At 44.2% G+C, this 23,997-nt stretch carries 24 protein-coding genes, 1 tRNA gene and 1 pseudogene; 1 reads left to right on the plus strand and 25 read right to left on the minus strand.

What is annotated here, in order from left to right:
* Nucleotides 1-18 precede the first annotated feature (18 nt).
* Nucleotides 19-91, minus strand: a tRNA-Lys gene (locus HRI97_RS09135).
* A 198-nt stretch (nt 92-289) separates the two neighbouring features.
* Here HRI97_RS09135 and HRI97_RS09140 point away from each other — a divergent pair.
* Nucleotides 290-973 carry a hypothetical protein gene (locus HRI97_RS09140; RefSeq protein ID WP_180485381.1) on the plus strand — a complete coding sequence of 228 codons (684 nt, stop codon included), beginning with the start codon at nt 290-292 and terminating at the stop codon, nt 971-973.
* Nucleotides 974-1,130: 157 nt separating this feature from the next.
* On the opposite strand, the gene HRI97_RS09145 is transcribed toward HRI97_RS09140, so the two are convergent.
* The 24 genes and pseudogenes from HRI97_RS09145 to HRI97_RS09260 form a co-directional block, all read right to left on the minus strand.
* A complete protein-coding gene (locus tag HRI97_RS09145; RefSeq protein ID WP_253725157.1) occupies nt 1,131-4,472 on the minus strand; it encodes an LPS-assembly protein LptD in 3,342 nt (1,113 codons plus the stop codon).
* A gap of 7 nt (nt 4,473-4,479) precedes the next feature.
* Nucleotides 4,480-7,422 (minus strand): excinuclease ABC subunit UvrA, encoded by a 2,943-nt coding sequence (gene uvrA, locus HRI97_RS09150; protein WP_253725158.1) that lies wholly within the window; start codon nt 7,420-7,422, stop codon nt 4,480-4,482.
* Between the two features lie 167 nt (nt 7,423-7,589).
* Entirely contained in the window at nt 7,590-8,300 is a 711-nt protein-coding gene (locus HRI97_RS09155; protein ID WP_253725159.1) for a tRNA 2-thiocytidine biosynthesis TtcA family protein, read from the minus strand.
* Between the two features lie 6 nt (nt 8,301-8,306).
* Nucleotides 8,307-9,290, minus strand: coding sequence for a bifunctional 4-hydroxy-2-oxoglutarate aldolase/2-dehydro-3-deoxy-phosphogluconate aldolase (gene eda / locus HRI97_RS09160; RefSeq protein WP_253725160.1), 984 nt, complete (start codon nt 9,288-9,290; stop codon nt 8,307-8,309).
* 92 nt (nt 9,291-9,382) lie between these two features.
* Nucleotides 9,383-9,877 carry a hypothetical protein gene (locus HRI97_RS09165; RefSeq protein ID WP_253725161.1) on the minus strand — a complete coding sequence of 165 codons (495 nt, stop codon included), beginning with the start codon at nt 9,875-9,877 and terminating at the stop codon, nt 9,383-9,385.
* A gap of 10 nt (nt 9,878-9,887) precedes the next feature.
* Nucleotides 9,888-10,079, minus strand: coding sequence for a hypothetical protein (locus tag HRI97_RS09170; protein WP_180485370.1), 192 nt, complete (start codon nt 10,077-10,079; stop codon nt 9,888-9,890).
* Nucleotides 10,076-10,444, minus strand: a complete 369-nt coding sequence (locus HRI97_RS09175) for a YraN family protein (protein ID WP_253725162.1) — start codon at nt 10,442-10,444, stop codon at nt 10,076-10,078. Before HRI97_RS09175 ends, HRI97_RS09170 begins: the two co-directional genes overlap by 4 nt.
* A gap of 39 nt (nt 10,445-10,483) precedes the next feature.
* On the minus strand, nt 10,484-10,759 hold the full coding sequence (locus HRI97_RS09180) for a phosphohydrolase (RefSeq protein ID WP_253725163.1): 276 nt from the start codon (nt 10,757-10,759) through the stop codon (nt 10,484-10,486).
* Between the two features lie 123 nt (nt 10,760-10,882).
* Nucleotides 10,883-11,134, minus strand: a complete 252-nt coding sequence (locus HRI97_RS09185) for an EscU/YscU/HrcU family type III secretion system export apparatus switch protein (protein ID WP_180485364.1) — start codon at nt 11,132-11,134, stop codon at nt 10,883-10,885.
* Nucleotides 11,131-12,459: a TP0910 N-terminal domain-containing protein gene (locus HRI97_RS09190; RefSeq protein WP_253725164.1), complete on the minus strand. Its 1,329-nt coding sequence runs from the start codon at nt 12,457-12,459 to the stop codon at nt 11,131-11,133. The genes HRI97_RS09185 and HRI97_RS09190 overlap by 4 nt, the downstream gene beginning before the upstream one ends.
* 237 nt (nt 12,460-12,696) lie before the next feature.
* A pseudogene (rplS, locus tag HRI97_RS09195) lies at nt 12,697-13,035 on the minus strand (50S ribosomal protein L19); the annotation flags it as partial.
* 1 nt (nt 13,036) lies between these two features.
* Nucleotides 13,037-13,828, minus strand: a complete 792-nt coding sequence (gene trmD, locus HRI97_RS09200) for a tRNA (guanosine(37)-N1)-methyltransferase TrmD (protein WP_253725166.1) — start codon at nt 13,826-13,828, stop codon at nt 13,037-13,039.
* A 4-nt stretch (nt 13,829-13,832) separates the two neighbouring features.
* Nucleotides 13,833-14,417, minus strand: coding sequence for a ribosome maturation factor RimM (gene rimM, locus HRI97_RS09205; protein ID WP_253725167.1), 585 nt, complete (start codon nt 14,415-14,417; stop codon nt 13,833-13,835).
* A 6-nt stretch (nt 14,418-14,423) separates the two neighbouring features.
* The gene (locus HRI97_RS09210) at nt 14,424-14,657 is read right to left on the minus strand and encodes a KH domain-containing protein (protein ID WP_016521604.1); all 234 of its coding nucleotides are present in this window, start codon (nt 14,655-14,657) and stop codon (nt 14,424-14,426) included.
* 18 nt (nt 14,658-14,675) lie between these two features.
* Complete coding sequence (gene rpsP / locus HRI97_RS09215; RefSeq protein ID WP_021330539.1) at nt 14,676-14,924, minus strand: 30S ribosomal protein S16; 249 nt, start codon at nt 14,922-14,924, stop codon at nt 14,676-14,678.
* 33 nt (nt 14,925-14,957) lie between these two features.
* Nucleotides 14,958-15,278 (minus strand): hypothetical protein, encoded by a 321-nt coding sequence (locus HRI97_RS09220; RefSeq protein WP_253725168.1) that lies wholly within the window; start codon nt 15,276-15,278, stop codon nt 14,958-14,960.
* A 181-nt stretch (nt 15,279-15,459) separates the two neighbouring features.
* Nucleotides 15,460-16,077 carry a CatB-related O-acetyltransferase gene (locus HRI97_RS09225; protein WP_253725169.1) on the minus strand — a complete coding sequence of 206 codons (618 nt, stop codon included), beginning with the start codon at nt 16,075-16,077 and terminating at the stop codon, nt 15,460-15,462.
* A gap of 59 nt (nt 16,078-16,136) precedes the next feature.
* Nucleotides 16,137-17,120, minus strand: coding sequence for a glycosyltransferase family 2 protein (locus HRI97_RS09230; protein WP_253725170.1), 984 nt, complete (start codon nt 17,118-17,120; stop codon nt 16,137-16,139).
* Nucleotides 17,121-17,376: 256 nt separating this feature from the next.
* Entirely contained in the window at nt 17,377-18,027 is a 651-nt protein-coding gene (locus HRI97_RS09235) for an HAD family hydrolase (protein WP_366793984.1), read from the minus strand.
* Between the two features lie 26 nt (nt 18,028-18,053).
* Nucleotides 18,054-18,968: an NAD-dependent epimerase/dehydratase family protein gene (locus tag HRI97_RS09240; RefSeq protein WP_253725172.1), complete on the minus strand. Its 915-nt coding sequence runs from the start codon at nt 18,966-18,968 to the stop codon at nt 18,054-18,056.
* A gap of 26 nt (nt 18,969-18,994) precedes the next feature.
* Nucleotides 18,995-19,672, minus strand: coding sequence for a cytidylyltransferase domain-containing protein (locus HRI97_RS09245; protein WP_253725173.1), 678 nt, complete (start codon nt 19,670-19,672; stop codon nt 18,995-18,997).
* Nucleotides 19,659-21,143: a phosphoribosyltransferase family protein gene (locus tag HRI97_RS09250; RefSeq protein ID WP_253725174.1), complete on the minus strand. Its 1,485-nt coding sequence runs from the start codon at nt 21,141-21,143 to the stop codon at nt 19,659-19,661. Before HRI97_RS09250 ends, HRI97_RS09245 begins: the two co-directional genes overlap by 14 nt.
* Nucleotides 21,144-21,156: 13 nt before the next feature.
* Nucleotides 21,157-22,959 carry a thiamine pyrophosphate-binding protein gene (locus HRI97_RS09255; protein ID WP_253725175.1) on the minus strand — a complete coding sequence of 601 codons (1,803 nt, stop codon included), beginning with the start codon at nt 22,957-22,959 and terminating at the stop codon, nt 21,157-21,159.
* Nucleotide 22,960: 1 nt separating this feature from the next.
* A complete protein-coding gene (locus HRI97_RS09260; RefSeq protein WP_253725176.1) occupies nt 22,961-23,989 on the minus strand; it encodes a hydroxymethylglutaryl-CoA lyase-like TIM-barrel protein in 1,029 nt (342 codons plus the stop codon).
* Nucleotides 23,990-23,997 lie beyond the last annotated feature (8 nt).

Consider the following 23,997-nt stretch of genomic DNA (forward strand, 5'->3'; position numbering starts at 1 on the left):
AACCGAAGCGCGCAAAAATGAGCTATTGCAGATTCGAACTGCAGACCCACGCCTTAAAAGGGCGTTGCTCTACCTACTGAGCTAATAGCCCGCGCATAACATAGAGGTTACTATATTATTTTTTCCCTTCCGTGTCAATAACCGGCAAAAAAATTGTGTCAAAAAAATTGTAAAGGAATTTCATCCGATATTCGGGCTTGTATACATCGGCAATGTTACCTATTGCTAACATTTGTAAAATTCGCTATACCATAGTCGAAACTTGATACACAAGTTTTACGGAGGTTATATGAAAAAAACGGCGATTACCGGCATATTGTCGGCAGTGCTTTTAACGACGGCGCTTTCGTTTGCCGCAGCCGATCCTGCGACGGATGTAAAGATCGATTACAAAATGGATCTTTCCTTAAAAAATCACGATGCCGATTATTTTACGTGGACGGTCGGAAACGAAACCGTGCAGGACAAATTCGACGCCGCATCGGGCGCGAGTCTCAACGGCTCCACGAGAGCGTTCAACGCAGTCCGCTTCGCCGAACCGACGAAGGACAGAAAAGCTTCCATGCCCGCAGGGCTTCGCAGCGTATTTTTATTTGCAATTGCAAATCCGTCGTTTGTCAAAAGTCACGGACTCCAAGTGACGAAAGACGCAGGTGTCATAACCGTACGTTTCGTCCGCAAAACGAACGCGTTCGAATTGAAAACCGATAAAAAGGGAAATTTCAACCTGCTGACCGGATCGAAGATCGCAAAAAACGTCACCGACAAAAAAGACGACGCTTTTGTCGTCAAACCCGAATACTTAAAACAAGGCGGAGACGCAAGCAATATGGCCGACATCGATTGGAGCAAGATCCCGCTTGAAAAGGACGCGTTCAGTCCTGACGCCGCCTATCACTACGACGGCAACGTAAAGTTTACGTTGAAAAATAATGTGCTTCGCATCACAGGCACGCTCTCCCGTGTAAAATAAATCGTGTAGCGCAACGGCGGGTTTGAAAGTGTTTCTAAATAAAAAATATGCTTTCGAAACTCGCCATTCAGTTGATGCATAAAACGGGTGAAAAAAGCCCGGTACGATTTTGCAAACAGCCGATGTCCGTCCTGCCCTGCCGACCATGACAATCGGCCTACGGGTTCAACTCCCACTCTCCGTATTTATCGACGATTTTCGTTTTCATGCTTTCCATCGGGCGCCACACGACCGAAACGGTCACGTAGGGATTGAAATCGTAATGTTTTCTACCGCTATCCGTCACAAGACGCGGGGCAACTTTAAACGTCGTATTGAAATCCCAATCGTGCAGATCGTGCGTAAACGTAAAGTTCAAGCTCTGCAGTTTGAATCCGGAAGATTTGCGCTTGCTTTCGTCGTCGAACCTGAACGAATCGAGCAAGTCGATAAAGATATTCGATTCTCCGGGAATGCGTCCCTCCGCTCCGAACATCTTTTGAAAATAGCGGTACAGCACGGAATTGCGCGATGTCGAAGAAAACGTGAATTTGACGAATTTATTAATTTCGAAATTGATCGACGGAGTAAACAGAAAATAGCTGTTTGTCGGACGAAGGAGATCCGCAACTATGCTCGTCGAAAGTCCGGGTGCGATTTTGATGCGGTTTTTCCAAAAGTAAAACGTATCCTGAGGCAAAGTATATGCAAGCGAAAGAGAATACGGCAAAAACTCTTCTTCGGAACGCACTTTCCATCCCTTCTCTGACGGATCGTTCTTGAAATCGTAGCCCTTCGTATACGACATCGCATACGAAGCCTGCAAGCCCCGCCACGAAAGAGAGAGTCGCAGCGCATCATGCCGATATTTATCCCAATTATAGTTATATGACTGCGTAAATTTCAACGTATTGTTAAAAAGCGAAAGCGTACATGTCTGCTGCACAAGCTTTCGTTCCCACTCGTCATCCGCAGCGCTCTTTTTCTTAAATCCCGTCGTAAGCGAAAACGTCGTATACGGAAAGGCGAGAGAAAGAGTACCGGTATATTCGTCGACTTGCGGAGGGAGCGTCATTGAAAGCGAAAGCGACTGCGAAAAAGTCTCCCCTTCGTTCATCGCATAAGTGAACGCAAGCTGATGAGCGGTTACCGAATTTTTATCGGTAAAATCGGGCCCGTGATATTCCCATGCGGGATTGTCGACATCGCCCGTAAATTCGTTTCTGAGCAGTTTAATCGTCGAGTTGTACGTAAAGCTCGTATTTTTAAACATGCCGATATAATAAAACGGTTTGACGCTCAGCGCATTCGTATTGACGATTTCCTGTGTCGACGCTTTCAAATCCGCGACTTTCAGGGAATCCGCCGCCTGAGACGTATAACCGCCCTTTGCGGTATCGGTCGAAATATACGGATGACGCTGTATAACGGGATTATACGACACGCCGTTCGTAAGATTGAAAAAACCGCCGCCGTAGCTTGCAGCCGAATCGATCGAAAACGGAGTTTTAAATGTATACATCGAAGATCGCACGGCATCCCATTTGAAATCTTCGCTTTTATTCAAACCCGTCGACGAATAGGCAAGCTGCGACGTAAAAGAAGGTTTCAGCGAATATGTAAGTTTATAGTCGAAGCCGGGAATCGCCGTAACTGAAAGAGACGGAACCGTAAGAGACGGAAGCGCTTTTTCGAAAAACTTCGCATCGTCTTCCGCGTTCGTGCCGTCCGAGTTTTCGGTTTGCGCCGTATCCGAAACTGCGAGCGCGGCATCCGCCGTATCGGCAGCCGCGCCGTCCGCCTTTGCTGCAGCCTTTGCCGCTTGTTCGACTTTCGCTTTTTCTTCGGCGATCTCTTTTGCCGTTTTCAATTCGTCGGGAGCGATGAGCGGCACTTCAGGTGCATTCTTTTTTGCCGCATTCGTTTCCCTCGCCGGATACGAAAAAATCGTTCCCGAAAGCGAAAGAGAAGCCGCGGCCGGCGTAATCTGCGACGGATAATAAAATTTCCGCTCGGGAGAATATGTATCCAACTTGTCCGTACTTGAAAGCGAATTATTAACAATGGAACTGTATACGACCGATGAGTTGAGCGAAAGCGACAGAGATGAAATATACGGGGCGACGGGAACGGAAGACGGCAGGGAATAGGAACTCGCGAGCGTCCATGAAAAGGACGATATTTCGTTGACGGTTTTCGTTTCACCCGTATCGGTACCCATCGACGTGAGATAGCCGATCCAATCCATCGTTTCGTTACGCTCCGAAAAATCATCGGTGATAAAGGGATCGGAATACAGCGGCATCGACAGCGCAAGCGAAAAAGGTTTACTCAGCGTAAATTTGAAGTTCGCACCGTAACGGAACGGCAGCGTAAGTCCTAAAAAATTAGATCCGTCGGAATATTTTTTCCCTGAAGCCGCATAGGGAATATAACTTCCTCGGGAATCCCGAAACACGGTATTGCTGAACGCAAGACGAACCGATGAAGTAACTTCGGTGATATAATCGTTCGGTTTAAAAGCGCCTTCGAAACCGGCCGCAAATCCGAGATTCGAATACCAGTCGCCCGTAATCTTAAAATAATTCGCCGTACTGCCGGTATAGTCTTCGTCGAGATTGTGCAGCACAATCCCTTCGAGCTTTTGTTTTTTCAAGGTCGAGGGTCGTATAAAATTGAACAGCGCTTTCAGATTATCGCTGTCATCGCTTTCTTCTTTCTTTTTCGATGTATCTTTCGGAACGTACAGCGGCTTTCGCCCGTAAAGATAGGCGGTCGTCTGAATAAAATATCCGCGCCGCACGTCGTAACCGAATACGGGATTGTAGATGAGTTCGTCTTTCGGATAATAAAATGCGGGAAGGTAGAGCACGGGCACGACGCCGACATAGAGCAGCGCGTTGAAAAACGCAAACTCGCCGCCGGGAAGCAGCCAAATGCGCGTCGCATCGATGTGCCAGTGAGGATTTTCGTCGTCGCAAAAGGTGAGACTTCCGTTTTTAAAAGCGACCGTATTCGATTCGCTTCTGCCGAACATGTCGGATGCGACGATGAGCGTCGAACCAGACGGCAAATTGATCGAATCCGTCTGCGTCTGCACGATGCGCCCGTCGTCGAACACGCCTTCGAGCGTCGACGTGTTGAACATGAGTGACGACGCGCTCGCCGTACTGTTGCCGGCCGCGCCTCCCGTCTGTTCCATCGACACGCCGCCGGATGCGTACATCATCTGCGTCTTTCTGTCGTAGGTGATTCTCTCGGCGCGGATCGTCGTCTTCGTGTTTCCCTTTGCAACGGAAATACGGACGGCTCCCGAAAGCACGATCGTATCGTTTCCCGTCTCTTTGTTTTTTTCGTACGATGTCGCTTGCGAATGCTCTATCGTGATGACGGTCTTTTCATCCTGCGCCGTACGCGGCACGGATGCCTCATCCGCCGCCCTCGCACGCTGCGCGCCGGCAGAAAAAAAGATAAGCGAAAAAATTAATAATTTTATAATACGGCATTTCGGCGCAATCATCTTTCAATCATTTTTTCCGTGTCGATTTTTTTACGGCGGGACGGCGCTTTTCACGTTCGAGCATCTCTTTGATATAAGAACCCGTATACGACTGCTTGACTTCGGCGACTTCTTCGGGCGTCCCTGTCGCGATAACGTTGCCGCCGCGGAAACCGCCTTCCGGCCCCAAATCGATTATCCAATCGGCTTGGCAGATAACGTCGAGGTTGTGCTCGATCATGATCACCGTATTGCCCGCGTCGACGAGGCGCTGAATCACTTCCATGAGCAGCATGACGTCGGCAAAGTGCAAACCGGTCGTCGGTTCGTCGAGTATGTACATCGTTTTGCCCGTCGAAGTGCGCGCGAGTTCGGTCGCAAGCTTTACGCGCTGCGCTTCTCCGCCGGAAAGTGTAAGCGCCGACTGTCCGAGCCGGATATAGCCGAGACCGACCGACTTCAGCGTTTCGAGTTTGCGCGCGACGTGCGGGATGCCCGCAAAAAAATCGCACGCTTCTTCGATCGTCATATTGAGCACGTCGTTGATGTTTTTGCCCTTATACGTTACGTCGAGCGTCTCTTTGTTAAATCGCTTTCCGCCGCAGACGTCGCACTGAATGTACACGTCGGGCAAAAAATTCATTTCGATAACGATAGTCCCCGCTCCTTGACAATTTTCGCACCTGCCGCCTTTTACGTTAAAGCTGAACCTCCCCGGGCCGTAGCCTCGCGCTTTCGCTTCGGGAAGAGATGCAAAGAGATCGCGTATGCCGCTGAAAAGCCCGACGTATGTCGCGGGGTTCGACCGAGGCGTGCGCCCGATGGGGCTTTGATCAATATTGATAACTTTGTCGATATTCGAAACGCCTTCGATCTTTTCGAATTTGCCGACAGAGTATTTTGTGCGCATAAGCTTATTGCTGAGCGCGGGATAGAGCACGTCGGAAAGCAGCGTCGATTTGCCGGATCCCGAAACGCCCGTTATGCACGTAAAAGTGCCGAGGGGAATCTTTACGGAAACGTTTTTCAGATTGTGCTCGGCCGCTCCCGTAAGTTCGATACAGCTCCCGTTGCCACCCCTCCGTTTTGCCGGAATCGCCATGCGCAATTTTCCCGCGAGGTATTGCCCCGTAACGCTTTCGGCGACGCGCGAAACCTGTTCGGGCGTTCCCGCCGCAACGACGCGGCCTCCGTGCACGCCCGCCGCAGGTCCCAAGTCGACGAGGTAGTCCGCGGTTCGAAGCGTCTGTTCGTCGTGTTCGACGACGATAACCGTATTGCCCGCGTCGCGGAGATATGTCAGCGTGTCGATCAGTTTTTGATTGTCCCGCTGATGCAGTCCGATCGACGGTTCGTCAAGTATGTACATGACGCCGACGAGGGCGCTTCCGATCTGCGTGGCAAGCCTGATCCGCTGCGCTTCGCCTCCCGACAGCGTTTCCGCCGCACGCTCAAGCGTGAGGTAATCGAGTCCGACGTTTTTCAAAAAGCGCAGGCGCGAGCGTATCTCTTTTAAAACTTGGGACGCGATTTCACTTTCGGATTTCGTCAATCGTATCTTGTCGAAAAAATCGATCGAATCGAGGACGGAAAGTTCGGTGATTTCCCAAATATTTTTTCCGCCGACCGTCACTCCGAGCGCTTCGGGGCGCAGTCTTTTTCCGCGGCACGCGGCGCATTCGCGGTGCGACATGTATTTTTCGAGGTTCGTCTTCATCTGGTCGCCCCACGCTTCCGTGTAGCGCCGCTTCATATCGTCGAAGAGACCCGGCCACGCCTGATCGTACACAGAATACCCTTCCCCGCTCTGCTTTTCGTATTCCCAGTGGATAGCGTCTTTCGTGCCGTACAAAAGCGCATCTCTCTGCTTTTTTGTCAATTTTTCGATCGGCGTCGACAGCGTAAATTTATACGCGTCCGCCAGCCCCTGCATGCGCGCCGTATTCCACGCGGACGAAGGATTGTACGGAAGGATAGCCCACTCGTCGAAAGATTTCGATTCGTCGGGAATCATCAGATTCAAATCGAATTCCATCTTTTCGCCCAAACCGGTGCATTCGGGACAAGCACCGAAAGGATTGTTAAATGAAAAGAGGCGCGGCTGCAGTTCGGGAATCGAAATACCGCAGGAGGGGCACGCGTTCTTTTGCGAAAAAAACACTTCGGCTTCCGAAGATGCTTCCCCGCCTGCAGCATCGTTTTTTTTCGTGACGATGATGGTACCGTTCGAACTTTTGAGCGCGGTTTCAACCGAATCCGCCAAACGCTTGCGCACGGAAGGCGAAATGATAATTCTGTCGACGACGATTTCAATCGTGTGTTTTTTTTGCTTGTCGAGTTTGACCGTATCTTCCAAATCGGCCATAACGCCGTCCACCCGCGCGCGCGCAAAACCCGCCTTTCGCGCGTCTTCGAACACTTTTTGATGTTCGCCTTTTTTTCCGCGCACCACCGGCGAAAGTATCTGCACCTTCGTACCCTCCGGCCAGCTCATCATCGTGTCGATGATTTGGTCGATCGACTGTTCGGCGATTTCGCGTCCGCAATTCGGACAGTGTGCATGCCCGATGCGTGCAAAGAGAAGGCGATAATAATCGTAGATTTCGGTGATCGTGCCGACCGTCGAACGGGGGTTTTTGTTCGTCGATTTTTGTTCGATCGAAATCGCAGGCGAAAGCCCTTCGATCAAATCGACGTCGGGTTTGTCCATCGTACCCAAAAACTGGCGCGCGTACGACGAAAGGCTTTCCATATAACGCCGCTGCCCTTCGGCAAAGAGCGTGTCGAACGCGAGAGAAGATTTTCCCGAACCTGAAAGACCGGAAAGCACGACGAGTTTATTGCGCGGCAAATCGATGTCGACGTTTTGCAGATTGTGCTCGCGCGCGCCTCTGATACTTATTTTTTCGCCCGTGACGGGCGCGATATTTTTCGCATATTTTTTCAATTGATAAGATGCGGATGATGCCATAGTACACATAAGTATAGCGCATAAGAGCTTCGCGCTCAAGGCGGCGGACATCTATGGAAAACAAAGCAGCCGCATCAAAAACTATATTCTCTAAAAAATAGCATATAACGAAAAAATCGGCCGCCCCTCAGCGGATGTTCCGCAGCGGATGTTCCGCAAAGTATACTCTACGGCAGGTATTCGCTTCGGATGTTTTTCAGCGATAAAAAGAGGCGCATCTTTTTCGCATCGTTTCCGTCGGTAAGCCCTTCGAGCAAAAGGCGCGCTTTTTTTCTTCCCGAATTATCCTGATAATCGCAGGTACAGACGGAAGATGCAAAACCTTTCAGCCGGGCATAATCGACGAGCGTTTTTTCGCCGACATAGCACAGCGGGCGCAAAATCGTAACGGGATAATTTTTATACGAAAGTTTCGGCGGCATCGTTGAAAGTTCGCCCCGCTCGAGCATATTCATGAGAAGCGTTTCGAGGATATCGTCGAGGTGATGACCGAGCGCGATTTTATTAAATTTATGTTCGATCGCATAATTCAAAAGTTCCGTCCGCCGCTGCGTCGAACACCACCAGCAGTTCATCTTTTGTCCCTTTTTGAGCCGAGCGAGCACGTCGACGCCGATGATTTCAAAGGGCACTCCCCGCTCGCAAAATAAGTGCGCGATGCCTTCGGGAAAAGCGGGTGCAAAATCGCTTTGTACGGCGACGGCTTTATATGAAAAATTACAATCGGGGCGCAGGGAGCGGAGCGCAAAATACTCAACGAGCGCGGTCGAATCCTTTCCGCCCGACGCGCCCACGAGGATGCGGTCGCCGTCTTCGATCATCGCGTAATCGAAAACGGCTTTATCGATAAGACTTTGCAGTTTCGGATGAGAAGCCATCGCGCGTCAGCGCTTTTTCAAATGGACGGCAAAACCGTTGATCTCTTTGTCGAGATAGATGAATTTCAGCGGCGACTTTTCCGCCTCTCCCGTCCACTGCGCGCTGTCGGCGACGGGTTTAAAACCGCGATCGGCAAGGTATGCGAGAGCGCGTTCAATATTGTAGGTCAAAATTCCGATGTGTCCGTTTTTGCCCTTTACGCCGTTTTTCATCAATTCGAATTCGGTTCCGCAAAACCACGACGATTTTCCTTCGACGCCTTTAAAGCCGAACGCTTCGAATTCTTTGACACCTTCCGCACATTCACCGTCTCCGTGAAAATTGATGCCGACATGAGCAAAACCGAATCCGAGAGAAGCTTCGACCGCTTCTTTCGACAAGCGCGTAATTTCATCCCATTGTTTCGCTTTGATAAGGCTGCCTTTCACCATCCAGCTGCCGGAAACGGCCGCGACGTTCGACAGCGCAAAATAATTTCCCATATTGTCGAGATTCAATCCGCCGCTCGGAAGAAATTTTATACGCGGAAAGGGACCGGCAAAGGCTTTGAGCGCAGCGACGCCGCCTGAAATTTCTGCAGGGAAAAATTTGAGCACGGAAAGTCCTTTTGCAGCGGCCGCCGTAATTTCGCTCGCCGTAGAAACTCCGGGGTACGTGACGATACCGTGCGCAATGGAATAATCGACGACGTCTTCTTTAAATCCCGGAGAGACGATAAACTTCGCTCCCGAATCGATCGCAGCTTTTGCAAGATCGACGCTCGTCACGGTACCGGCTCCGACAGTCATCGCGGAAACTTTTTCGTGTACGTCGCGTATCGCGCGTGCGGTCCCTTCATAATCGGACGGGTTGCGGAACGTGATCTCCATCGCGGTGATGCCGCCTTTGAGGAGAGCCGTCGCAAGCGGAACTGCGTCATCCGGCGAATCAAGCGCTACGACGGGAACGATACCCGTCTTATGCAATACATCGTATTCTTTTTCAAACATATCGACACCCCCGCGAAAATAATATCGGGAAGCGCTGAAAAATGCAACCGATTTTTTGAGATATCTTATGAATAAAAATTAAACGCGGTACGTCAGACTTGACTGTAGAGACCGCTCAGTTCGCTGCGCCACGGAAGTTTTGCGTCGCGCCCTTCCCACTCTATCGTCTTAATAATTTTAAATGATTTTACGTCGCGCGGATCTTCGTAGCGCAAAAGCGCAAAGCGCCCCTGACCGATATATGCGATCTTTTCGTTTTCGCCGAGCGTTTCCGTTTTTTGCAGCTGATCCAAAATACAATCGAAGTGTGCGGGCTTTCCCGACGCTTTATCGACGACGGCGCTCGCCATATCTTCGATATCCTTTCCGCACACGGGACAGACAACGCGGCGCTGCTTGAGGTGGCGGATAGCTTCATCTTTTTCCTTTTGTGCGGCGATATTTTCGTAGAGATGACGCTGAACGGCGGCATCTCGGAGTTTTGTATTCTTATTGTCCGTCCGTTTGAGAGCGGATAAGCGGAGATTTTGAGCGTTTTGATTTTTCCAATCCCGTTTTACACGTCCGCGCTTCGTATTTTTTCCCATATCCGCTCCGTTAGTCCATAAACAGCGGATCGTCTTCCGGGTTTTCGATCAATTTTTTGCTGATAACCTGAGCGATCCTCTGTACGGCCGTATCGATATACTCCGAGTCCCGAATCATCTCCCGCAGCGCAAGCAGGCGGGGCGGTATGTCCGCTTTTTGTTTTTCAAGGACGAGAGTAGTTGTTTTCAGACCGGAAATCATACAAGCTCCGAAAAAGCGTTTTCAATGTGATATACGGCCGGCAAAGACGGCATATCCACAACAATCACATCGTATCTGATATAGTGCTTACTATATTGTCGATTGATTGCGAGAAAACGTTTAGACGTTTCTATAATTTTTTTTTGTTTCCGGCCGTCGAGTACGTGCGACAACATATCGGCGTTTCCGTTCGGAAGCGTCTTCACTTCGGCAAAAACGAGCACGTCGTTCGACAAAGCTATTATATCGATTTCGCCGCTTTTTGTCTGCCAATTTCGCGCGACGATCGAATAGCCTTTTTCGGTCAAATAACGCGCGGCTTTTGCTTCTCCCGCTTTTCCGATCGATTTTTTTGAAATGCTCACGGACGGATTGGCCTCGCTTTGAACGATATACGATCCCCGTTACGCGTTTACCGGCATATCGTCGTCGACGGGTTCGAGCTCGTCCACGTCTTCGAGATTCGCATTCGCCTGCGCGTCGATTTCCGCCTGCGAAAGCACGTGCCCCACGGTGAGCAAAAACGGAACCTTCCAATTTTTAAGCGCGGCAAGATGATACGGTTTCGCCGGCTTTCCCGCGGCGAGAAACATGTTTCTTCCGTCGTCAAAAAATACCGGCGCGGAAAAACGCATACCCTCTTTAATATCGTTTTGCGTAAGTTTTAAAAAACCGGCCATAACATCTCCCCCCGTATTTCTTTCAGACCGAACCTCGAGTTTTGAAAACATCGACTCGAAATCGAAGCCTTTAATAATTTACGCTCCACGCTAAAAAACCGAGCGATTTTCAGCGATGCTCTTTTATCGTTTTTTAGCCTGCGCTTGCAGCACAAAGGCGAATATCCCCGCGAGTACGCTCCACGTTTCTTCCGGCACATAGGAGCCGATTTCCCCAAGCGTCAAAACATCGGCGAGGTTCGCATTTTCAACGACGGCGATGCCGCTCTCTTTTGCTATTTCGGCAAGCCGTTCAGCCGCTTCGCCCCGAGCGGACGCCGTTATAAAAGGCGAAGGCGCTCCTTCAGGGTACTTCAGCGCGACCGCTTTTTTCATACGCTGCCCCTCGCGGCGGAAATACAGTCTTCTTCGTAAAAGCCCGAAAGCACGCCGGCTTCCGCCCGTTCGACGCTGAACGATTTTCCGCCGAACGCCGCTTCGAGCGCTTTTTCGAGCAATGCACTTTCGCCCGCACGCTCCTCGCCCGATACGGCATAGAGCACGCGTCCCTTATGTAAGTATATCACAAAACAATAAAATTTCCCACCGAAATCGAGCAGCGCCGTACATTTTTCAGCTTTTTTTTGCCGCACGTCTAAAAAAAAGCGGAGCACGCCGCTTCCCGTCTCCGCACCGCCGTCGAGGGAAATCTCGAAGGGGAGCTGAATCCAGCTTGCGCCGGGAGAAAATCCGCGATGATTGAAAAGAGTGAGGACGCCGCCTTTGCGTCGTTCAAGCGCCGGCTTCGCGCTCACATCGTATGCCGCATCGGACGCTTCCGTATCGGTCACTGCGGCTTCGCCCTGCACCGCACCGTTTGCAGTTCTCGATCCCGACAGTATGCCGAAAAAAAATCGCCGCACTTCCGCTTCTATTTCCGAAACGAGCGCTTTCAGCGGCCGCCCCGCATCGGATCCGCTTTTCCGCCCGCTTTGCACGTGCGCAGCTCCGCCTTTCGGAAAATCGCTCGATTCCGCACTTTCGTTTTTTCCGCCGTTACGTCGATCGCCATCGTCCTTTCCGTCCGCCCCTCCTCTCTTTGCACGTCCGCCGCTGTGAGAATCCGCATCGCTTTCGGAACCCTTATCGCTCTTTTCGTTTGCTCCGACGATTGCAGCGACGGCATCTTTTCCCATAGGGATACCTTTTTCCTCCAAAACAAGGGCCGCTTGAGCCGCTTCTTTTTCACGACGGGGAAACGATAACGCGATGCGGCGCGCATCGTTAAAAATCTTCTCGTCGAATTTCATGCCGAGCGACTGCATCGTACTGAACAAAGCTGCGGTGATATAATCGGAGGGAAGATTGAGAGAGGCGAAATAGCGGACAAGCTCCGCATCGGAGAGCGTTCCGTCGGGATTGAGCGCCGTCGAAAACGTCGTTACGAGATGTTCGTTTGAAAATGGCGCATCCGCGATAAGCGGTGAAAGGACGAGCGTTCCGTCTTTGAGCGAAACGGAAGCGGAAAAAACAGTGCCGGGGGCAAACGCCCTTTCCGACGTAACGGAAAACCTGCCGCCCGCAAAAGAAGCGATATACGAGTTTTGCCCCGTCTGTGAAAGGATACGCACGGAAACGACATCCCCTTCGCGAAGCTCGTACCGGTTCGGCATACCGGAAGGGGAAGCCGTCTGAACATATACGCGGGAAATCGTATCCATGCGCCGGAAAAATTATCGACAGGCTGTCGAAAAAGCAACCGACTTTTGAGACAGCCCCATCCGCTTCTAAAAACCGCTTGAGTTTTCAAAAGCGACACGTTATTTCTTTTTCGCTTTTTCAGCCGCTTCCGCTGCGTGTTCTTCTTTTTGCTCTTCTTTGATTGCGGCTTCCTGAGCTGCGGCCGCGGCCTCGGCTCGAGCGTTGCGTTCGGCAAGAGCCGTGGCGATGTTTCCGCCGACGCGCGTTTTAATGCGCTTCGCTTTACCGACCGCATCGCGGAGGTAATAGAGTTTTGCACGGCGGACCTTACCCGGACGTACGATCTCTACTTTCGTGATGCGCGGCGAGTGCATCGGGAATACGCGCTCGACTCCGACGCCGTACGATTCTTTACGGACCGTAAAGGTTTCACGCGTACCGCCGCCGTTTTTCGCGATAACGACGCCTTCGTACACTTGAATACGTTCCGTTTTACCTTCGACGATTTTAAAGAAAACTTTTACCGTATCGCCGACATTAAATCCCATAGCGCTCGCACGCTTTTGTTTTTCTTCAATACCCTTAATGATATCCATCTCAGTCTCCAGCTTTCCGAGTCCGTTTCGCCTGCTTCTTTTTTCCGGCGGTTTTAAGCGAAACCTGCTCCGTAATTTCCTTAATAATTTTTTCGGCTTCCGATGAAAGCGTACCCGCGCTGCGCGCAGACGCTATCAAGTCCGGCCGATTGGCAAGCGTTTTCGCAACGCTCTTTCGCAGCCGCCACGCGCGTATCGCTTCGTGGTTTCCCGACCGCAGCACTTCGGGTACTTCTTCTCCCCGATAATTCTGCGGCCGCGTATACTGCGGATATTCAAGCAGTCCGCCCGAATAGCTTTCTTCGTCAAGCGATTCCGCCGAAATGACGCCGTCGATCAGGCGGTACACCGTGTCGATGACGACTTCCGCCGCAACCTCTCCGCTCGACATAACGTAATCCCCGATCGAAATCTCTTCGTCGACATATCGATCGATTATCCGCTGGTCGATCCCTTCGTACCGTCCGCAGATAATGACGATTTCGCTTTCCCTGCTCAACTCAAGCGCTTTCGCCTGCGTAAAAGGCTTTCCTCCGGGCGTCACATAGATGACGCGCTTTTTGTACGCCTCTACGCTGTCCAGCGCTTCTCCGAGCGGCTCGGCGAGCATAAGCTGCCCCGCACCTCCGCCGTACGGACCGTCGTCACAGGAGCGGTGTTTATCGCGGGCAAAATCCCTGATATCCGTCAAGACGCAGGAAACAATTCCCTTTTCAACCGCTTTCGCCATAATCGAATTTTCGAAGTACGCGCGCAGGATATCCGGGAATAAGGTCAGCACGGTAAATTGCATGGAATCACTCCAGAATCCAGAGGTGCATCAGCTCCACCGTTTTGCCTTCGATATCGACCGCGCCGATATGCTCCTCTGTAAAAGGAACATAGACCGTTTTCGGTTTTCCCGAAACGGTGCGTTTGACATCGTCCGCAAGAACGCTGCAAGCCTCGGAGATGCGCACTTCCAAAAGCTGCGCCGCTCCGCCTTCCAATACGTCCGTGATCTTGCCTATCGTTTCGACAGGCGCGGCCGAAGCCGCCGATCCGTTTTTCCTCTCATATACGAGAGAACAATCTTTCAAATCTTCGATGTACCATTCTCCTTTTTGCAAAGGATATGCATACTCGCGCGGCACGACCACTTCCCATCCGCTGTACTTTCGCACCGCTTCGGGAGAATCGATCCCCGCCAATTTCATAAGCACGCAGGTACCGCCCCGGTCGGCAGATTCGACTCTGTGCCGTTCGGTTTTCTCGCCGTGCCGTAAAGTGACATCCTTGAGCGAAACGATGTGTTCGTACGCGCCGGAAGCACTCTCCACTTTACATTCACCCGTAATCCCATGCGGACCGCGGATAAAGCCGACTGCAAGCTGATCTTTCATCGGCCTTCAGTCTAAGATATCGAGACTGTAGTGATTTCCGTCCCTCGCCGCCGATGCGCTCAACACCGTGCGCATCGCTTTTGCGATACGGCCGTATTTGCCGATCACTTTACCGATATCGCTTTCGGCCACTTTCAGCTGCAAAACAGGCCCGCGTTCGCCCTCCGCTTCGGTCACCGAAACCGCGGAAGGATCATCGACAAGCGACTTTGCAATATATTCGATTAAATCCTTTTCCATTCAGCCGCCTCGATGCAATCACTTTGCGGAACGGATCTGTTTGTTGAGCAGCTTACCGACAATGTCCGTCGGCTGTGCACCGACCCCGAGCCAATACTTTGCGCGTTCGACGTCGATGTTGATCTGCTTTTCAGCAGCTTCGATCGGCATATAGGTACCGATTTCTTCGATCGCCCGGCCGTCGCGCGGAGAACGCTCATCCATGACAACGACGCGATAGTAAGGACGTTTTTGCGTACCGAACTTTTTCAGTCTGATTTTGACCACTGTAATCCTCCGTAGAACTCGAACCGAACGGGGTCAAGTCCTAAAATAGCGCACCCATCGGTGCGAAGATTTATTATAGCGGAAGCGGGGGGAGAGCGTCAATCGGAGGAAAAATGCATCGGAGGGAAAATGCTTGCATAAATTCCGGCCATTTTTTTTTACTGCATGTTTCATTGAATACTTTTCAGCAGTTTCTACATTATTTTCAGCTATGCTCAAGCATTTTTTTCTATCTTTGTATAAATCCCTGATCTTATTGATAAAATCGCGCTTATTACCCGGTTGATACAAACTTCCATTAATGTAAATACAAGTTCCACCGGATTTCCCTAGAAACAAGATCGTAATTTTCACTTTTTACTCCTACATTAATTTCTGATCCAAATTTTCTAGGAAATACCATCGAAACATACTCGTTACTATGATTAGTAAGAACAGAAACAAATAAATATATGAAAAAATAAGCATACAATGGAATCATAAAAAGAACTCTATATTGAATAGTAAATCTTTTATTGCAATCAATTTTGCTCTATTATCTAACACCATATTTCTTCAATACAATATCCAATTTATTTTCATCTAATTTTTGATAAATAAAAGATATATCATCCTTAACAAATCCATCAAACAACCTAACTATATCTATACCCAATAATTTGTTTCTTATTCCTTCATCAAACCGATACTTTATAACCTTTGCCGGATTACCGCCGACAATCGTATACGGCGCAACATCCTTTGCAACGACAGCCCCCGCAGCAATAATAGCACCCTGCCCTATCGTCACTCCTGAACAGATAATAGCATTAATACCTATCCATACATCATCCTGCACAATAATACTCCCCTTTGTACCAGCCTCAGATGTATACTCAAACACTTTTACCTTAAAGGGATAAGTTGAAATAGTATGGACTTCATGCTCACCGCCAAGTAAAAATTGTACGCCTTCGGCAATAGAACAGTAACTTCCTATAACCAATTTTACATCTTCAGGAGTAGAATCAACAACATGCAGTGTTCCGTATGTTTTTTTGCCTACATGTATTCTGGAAATATCACAAAAATTAGCAATACACGTTTCATTATGTGTATTATGTTTTCTATAGAGCCTTTTAAAAAGATAGAGTTTTATACGATTTATAAACATAGGAACCTCAAAAATATGGTTTCAAAAGAGCTAATAGCATAATTATTGCACTTTATCTCTTAATCAACAACCCCGACGCGGCATGTGAGATAACCCCTCGTACGAATCAATTCTTTTAGCTTTTGCTTATAAAGTAAGAATCTTACTTTGCAAAAGTAAAAGATAAAATAGCTCTCGTTTTTGTATTCCTCAGCTACTAAATCTTCAAGATTTTCTTCACATGTGGACATTCGATATTTCTGCTTATTCAACTTATGATTAACAACCCATATAGAAAAGAAATTTAACAATATATCTTTCCGTAGAAAATTGTAACATGATTGATCTACAACACCGGATTCTACTTTATCACTAATCAATTTTAAGTAATTTTTATAAAAAACGTTATATAAACCATAAGAAATATCTTTTTTTTTCACCTCTTGAACTGACACCTTTTGTTCGTTTAAGACAACTATTTTATTTTTTTTGCTGAGTATTTCCAATAATACCTTTGCTTGCCATAAAGAGGTCTCACATCCCCCAAACCAATCATCAACAAGTAAAAGCTCATTTTCCCAAAAACCAAATGCACCAATCCATGTAATATAAAACGAGCACACCCTTAAAAAATCATTAATATTAGTACAGTCATACTTATCTTTCTGTTTTTTCCCTAAATTGTAATTTGGAAAAAAAAGGAATGGCTTATCTTTTTGATAAAGCTTTATATTATTAAGTAAATAGGCTAGGTAACCGCCAGAATAAATTAACGTATCATTACAAAGCTTTCTAAACCTTCCATTAGCACGTGTTATACTTGTAGGAAAATTTTTATCTTTAATATTTTCATTATTCCGATAATAATGAATATTACTATATTCGGTCGTATATTTTTTAACCATTTCCTGAGTATTATCTGTCGATGCATTATCGGAAATAATAACTTCAACTTCAGATGAGTTAAACTCCAGTAGACATACAAGTGAATCTAAACTTTTTGTAAGGTATTGAACTCTATTATAAGTAGGTATACAAATACTCAACAATGGCTTTTCTCTCATTTTATCACCTCTGCACTATACCAAGCGTTTTTACAATGTCTAAAAATTAAATATGCAATAGGGCTTCTAATATCTGCATACTTAAAAACCCGCAAAAGAAAAAATTCGCAGGTAACAACTTGCCAATTTAAAGTAAACTTAAAAAAAGCAGAAAGTTTATTAAGATATCCTTTATCTATACAAACAATATCCTATCCTCATTTTTTCGCACAGCGTATAAGAGCAGAGCCGAGTATTCCGGTAGCCCCTGATATAACTATTTTTTGCATACCGTTTCCAATAACACCTTCAATTCAGATACCGTAGAACACAGACAATCGGCAGCAGTCAATTCTTCTCTTGTTCCGTTACCCCACAGTACACCGATTGTTTGTATTCCGGCAGATTGACCTGCAAGATAATCAGTATACATATCACCAATACCATAGGTATGATTTTTTACTAAATTTTCTGTTTCAATCAGATATTTAAAAATTTCTGATTTTGACCTCAGCTTGTTCGGAAAAGTATAGGGTGTAATAACTTGTTTTATGAAATCTGTTAAACCTAATTTTTTTATAATCCGATTACTTGCCACATCGGATTTATTGGTAACAATATAATGCGTATAGAATTCGGTATTTTTTACAATGGTATCAATCTGTTCATACAGATGAGTATTCGGATATTCACACGTATCATAAATATGTCTAAATACAGACAGTATTTTTTCTATATCGGTATTACTTAGAAAGTTTTTAGGGAAGGCTTGAAGTAAAGCCTCTCGCAGAGGCGGTCCTATTATTAACTCCTTACTTTGTGTGCTCGTGTCTATTCTTAATATGTCAAAAGCAGTTCTTAGTGATAGAAGTATATCCTTCTTTGAATCAATAAGTGTTCCATCCATATCCCATATTAAAAATTTCATTATATACTCTCTGATATATTAATAATTTATTCAATTACAGATTGTACCCAGGCTATAGTTTTTTTTATCCCTTCCTTAAAGGATATTACCGGTTGAAACCCAAATTCTCGTTCTAAATCTGTAATATCCGCACAAAGGTACATTAAATCATTTTTTTTATAGGGTATTTCACCAAATACCAACTTTAATTCCGGATCAATACAATCTCGTATCATTTCTATATATGACCTTAAAGGCAATACGTGGCCGCTTCCGATACAATACCCCCCCCCTCCCCTCGACTTTTCTCCTAAAAGATATAGTGCATTGGCTGCATCTGAACTATATATAAAATCCCATAATTGAATACCCGCTGTAAAGACGGGCGTTTCTTTTTTTAATAATTTATGTATAGTAGATATAATCATTGTTTCTAAGCCGTCATAAGGGCCATATACACTAAGTATCCTTGCCCAAATATGTCTTAAACCTTGTTGTTGTGCATAAAATCGGCTCATCAAACCCGCATATAACTTTGAGGCTCCAAAAGCATTTTGAGGGAATGGAGCTATAGAGTCATTCAACGGTACACCGGCATTACCAAACTCAGCTTGAGAACCAGCTCCGATAAAAGTATGGCAACCTAATCGCTTGGCTAAATCAACAGCATCCAAAACATATTGCACATTACTATAATGCAATAATACATTATCTCTATCTCTACCACCTTCCCACGCAAAATTATAAAACACATCATACTTTTTGTTTGATTCAAAGTTTTTATATTCATTCTGGTTACAATATTGTATATCAATCGAAAAAGAATCTGTTGTCGACTTATACTCCTCTATATAGAAATTACGATTAGAATTTTTATGAGCAAGAATCAGTATATTGACTTTTTCTTGGATAAGTTTTTCTATAAGAGCCATACCGATAGCACCAGTTGCACCTGTAATCACAACATTTCGCATTTAAGATACCACGCTTAATAATTATTTTCTTGAAAATTTAAAAAGTATTTTGCACACTCGTAATCAAAAAGATCACAAATATCAATTGCTTCCCGCTTATCAAGTACCATTTTATATGCCCGATAACCGCTTGTATATTTCCATGTTTTCATTTTTAATCTTGGTGCAAGAGAAATACCGTTAGTAAAAACATATAGCTCAGGTAGATTTTCGATAGCTTTTAATTCTCCTATACGGAAATTAAGTGTGCCGTTATTGTCAAATAAATATCTTTGCAATTTTTGTACGGTTACCAGAGAATCAAACCCATCTTGTAATTTACGAAAATATAACTCTATAGCCTTTTGATATAGTGTAGGCCCGACTAATGGTGAGGTAACACATGCCCATAATATATGTTCATGAGATATATGAGAACAAACAAAATCTACAAGCTCGGCGAATGGTGTATTTTCTAAAGCAATTTCCCTCGGTCTATATAATACATCAACTTTCTGTTGTGCAGCGATATTCGCAATCAACTCACTTGCCGTTGTTACAATTATATCCAGACCGATTACTTCTTTTAATTGTTTAATCTTATATTCAAGTAAGTTACTATCCGCAAAAGGCAATGTATCTTTACATAATGATGTATTGTGCAAAAAAGCATCACGTGCCGGTATTATTGCAGCTATATTATTCATCTCCATTTTCTCCCTTCTCTTGATACGGTTCAAAACATTTATAGCACGAACATGAATATTGCTCTACAATTGTTTTAAATTGCTCGAATCGCTGAAAAGTTATTGAAGCAACATTAAAATATTCACAAAGCATATCCAGTCTCACATACTCCAACAGCATTGCCCTTTCAGGTAAAACATAATACGGGCATTGTCTCATACAGGGAGGAGTTGGTATTACTAAATGAATTTCTTTTACCTTGCATTGATGCAATAACTCACAGACAATTTTTAGAGTTGTTCCCGTAAAGATTGCTTCATCAACAATTGCAACAATTTTATTTTCCAACAATTCTCGTATAGGATGAATCTTATTCCATACAATTCTTTTACGAACATCAGTACTTTGAATTTGAAAAGAGCGCATCGCATTATTTTGTTTTGATAATGCCTGCATATACGGTTTCTTAAGGGATTCTGCAAGGCCAATCGCATAATAGATTCCTGTTTCCGGCACAGGCACTACATAATCAATCCTGTTTATTAACGATTTATCAATATAAGTTGCCAGGCATTGTCCTAATTTTATTCTAAAATTTGCAATTACTCTATTATTAAAATAATCAGTCGGAGACATTTTATAAATTATTTTAAAGCAACACCCCTCTTGCTCTTTGATAATCCGCATCCCTTTTGTAACATCCGAAAAATCGGTAAAACTAATAACACGACGATCATTATTAATAAATGGATAGATATTATTTTCAACATGGTTATCTACTTGATTTTCTCGAACTTCGATTATTTCCACTTTTAAATCATTTTCTTCTGAAATTTCTACAATCCAGTCATACAAAGATAAAGATATATCACTTTTAAATAAAATTACACCAAAAAGTTCATTGTTTTTAAGTAATACGGATATCTTTAAAGCAATTTCATCGATAAGCAATGGAATAAGTTTAATTTTATTATTAATAATCCGTATACTTCTTCTTTTAACAACTTCCAACAAATTTTCAAATACCGTTTTTTGAGGAAACAAATCATTTTTTCCATAAACTGTAGAAACAACTATACAACAGTTATTACGATTTTTATTTAATATATATGAGTATATATTTTGATGTACAAAAAAATTAAACTTAAGCGATATTGTATTTTCTTGTATGCTCACCTCATTATTAATGTGCACATACAAGATTCTTTTATTTTTCTGATCACAATAGTCTATAATCTGAAAAAGATATGCTTCCTTATTCAGAGAAATTAAGTAGTCGATAAGTTCAGAGGTAAAACATACTAAATTTATATTATGATATTCTAAAAAAATAAAAACATCCTCTTTATCATTTAAGGATGGATTATAAAATACAGAATCAAGTGTAATATTCTGAGTAATTAATATTGAAAAATTCTTTTTCAATATTTCATATAATTTTAGAGAGAGAATATCAGTATTTTTATAACTTAGTATAAGTATTTTTTTTTCTGTCATAACATATCTATTTCTAATTGAGCATATTACTCTTTAATTCTTCTTCAGATAAAAACGGACTCATATCTTCTAAAGATGGAGATATAATCTTGCCATCAGGTAATATTCTTGATGTCAACTTCGGAGCGAACTCTTGCTTAGTATCTAACACGACTTCACATAAAACAGGCTCTGTTGTACTAAAAACAGACGCTAATATCTTATCAATATTTGTTTGACTATCAAGCAAATAATATCTTAACCCATATGCATACGCAATTTTTTCTACATCAGGAAAACTTAATCCACTTTTTGCATCAATACCGTAATATCCTGCCGTTTCCCCATGAAAATGTATTTTCTGGGTTTGTCGTATGGAATGATAGCCTCCATTGTTTAACCAAAATACTTTTATATCAAACTTATGATGACTAATCGTTTGAAGTTCTTGTATATTCATTTGGATACTTCCATCACCTTCCAAACAAATAATATGCCCTGCTTTTTTGGTTGCAAGTGCAGCACCAATTGCTGCAGGTAATCCATATCCCATACTGGAAGCTCCTGCATTTGTAAACATTCTCTGTCCTTTTTTCAATTCAATTACCTGCAAAGCGCAGACACAGGCAGTTCCGTTACTTGCTACAGTAACATCTGAATCTTTTAAAAAGGAAGATAACCGTTCCATAAAAAAATAGGGATTAACATATCCGACAGTTTTTCTATATGCTTCCAAAACAACAGGATATTTTTTATTTACTGTTTTACACCATTGGATCCAGTCTGTTTTGGGAGAAAAGCATTTCTTTCGCATAAGTAGCTCTTCCAATACATTTTTTACGTCAGCATGTACCGGATAATCTATTTGCAATGTTGGTTTATATAACTCAGCCTTATCTATATCAACGGCAATTTTATAAGCATTCTTTGCAAAATTGCCTTCTTGAAATCCTATTAATCTTACGTGCATTCTACAACCAAGCGATAATAATAAATCACTATTTTGAATTACAAAATTACCCCCTCGCGTACCGATTGTACCGGGACGACCGGCACACAAGGGATGATCATCGGCGATTAAATCATGGGCATTCCATGCAGTAACTACCGGTATGTGCATATTTTCAATAACTTCATAAAATTCGGTTAGCGCATTACCGAGACGTATTCCGTTTCCTGCAAGAATAACCGGTCTTTTTGCATTTTCTATTGCATGCATAATATGATTTATTTTTTCTGCAGTAATTTTAGGTGGTAAAATGTTTATATCTTCAACTTCATTATAATATTTTAACTGTGAAGTATCGATCACGGCACCTTGTATATCAAGTGGAATATCCAACCAAACAGGACCACATCTGCCATGGGTAGCAATATAAAGAGCCTTTTCAAGATAGTAAGCAATAAGCTCTGCATCTTTAACTACAACAGCATATTTAGTCATTGTTTTTACACAATTTATAATATTAAATTCCTGAAACCCCAACTGACGAAGAGGTAAGATTGTAGAACTCACAATAGAACTACACTTTTCCTGTCCCGAAATTACAAAAACAGGAATAGAATCAAGCCACGCCCCCATTACTCCAGTCAACGCATTTGTTCCGCCCGGGCCTGTAGTAACACACAAAACGGAAACATTTCCGGTCAATCGTGTAAATGCTTCCGCAGCCATTGCAGATGCTTGTTCATGATGATTATATATACAATTAATAGCAGGATTGCGTGCAAATGAATCATTAAGATGCATTGCACCGCCGCCTGTAACGGTAAACACTTGTGTTATATTTCTTTTTGCAAAAAAATCAGCAACATAATCCGAAACTTTTACATTCATATTATTTCTCCGATCGCGATTTATATTTTGTATATACGTCTTTCACATATGCTTCATTATAGCTACTTGCATAAGCCGAATTCTTTATCTCATTAAGGATAATAAATATATCACTTAAATCAATATCAGATTTTGTCAATAAGTATTCAGCATAAGATCTATGCATTGCATATTTCCCCGTAAAATAATATGCAGGAGAATACCCCCAAGGAATTTTATCTTTAATAGGCTGTATATAAGATGAAATGGCAGCTAATATAGGCAATAAATCATAATTTTTTGAATAATTCGTATTGAGAAAATCAAGTAAAATTTCAATACAAAGATTTCCCGGTATTCTCCCCATACCAAGCAGCGAAGCATCAATAATAATAGATCTATTCGGATTTAGAACAGAAAGAAAATATTGTGCTAACGAAAAAGAAGTCGACATATTCTCATGCAAATGTAGACCGATTGTCATATCTTCTGATATATATTTTTCATAAAAGTTGTATATTCTCATCAAATCCGGTTGTTGGAGTGCTCCAAATGTATCTACAATTGTTGTACCATACGGCCGGATATCATTGATATGCTTCAATAAATCAATAAGTGTTTTTTCATCATATCCCATTACATTTACGGGATTCAAAATTACTTTATAGCCTTTATCTCGTGCATATTTTGTATATTTCTCAGTAAGGTCAATATCTTTATAATAAAATGCAAACCGGATAAATCTTATTTTACCTGTACATTCGGTTAATTGCCTGATGTCATACCAATCCGGTCGAATCATCACAGAAAAATCAGTCTTAGGGTTTCCTATTTTTATATATGACTCGGTCTCCTGTATGGTATTACCAGTTGTTTGATCTTCTGTAAATACTCCATTTCGTAAAAAACCTAATTCAATTAAATCAATACGTGACTTAATCAATGAATCAATAATCAACGAAATAATTTTTTTCCCAAAATCTGCATTATTAACATGTCCCCCATCCCGTAAAGTACAATCCAGAACTTTAATATTATTATATTTACTCATAAATTCAA

This window comes from Treponema socranskii subsp. buccale (genome assembly GCF_024181585.1).
Lineage (GTDB): Bacteria > Spirochaetota > Spirochaetia > Treponematales > Treponemataceae > Treponema_D > Treponema_D buccale.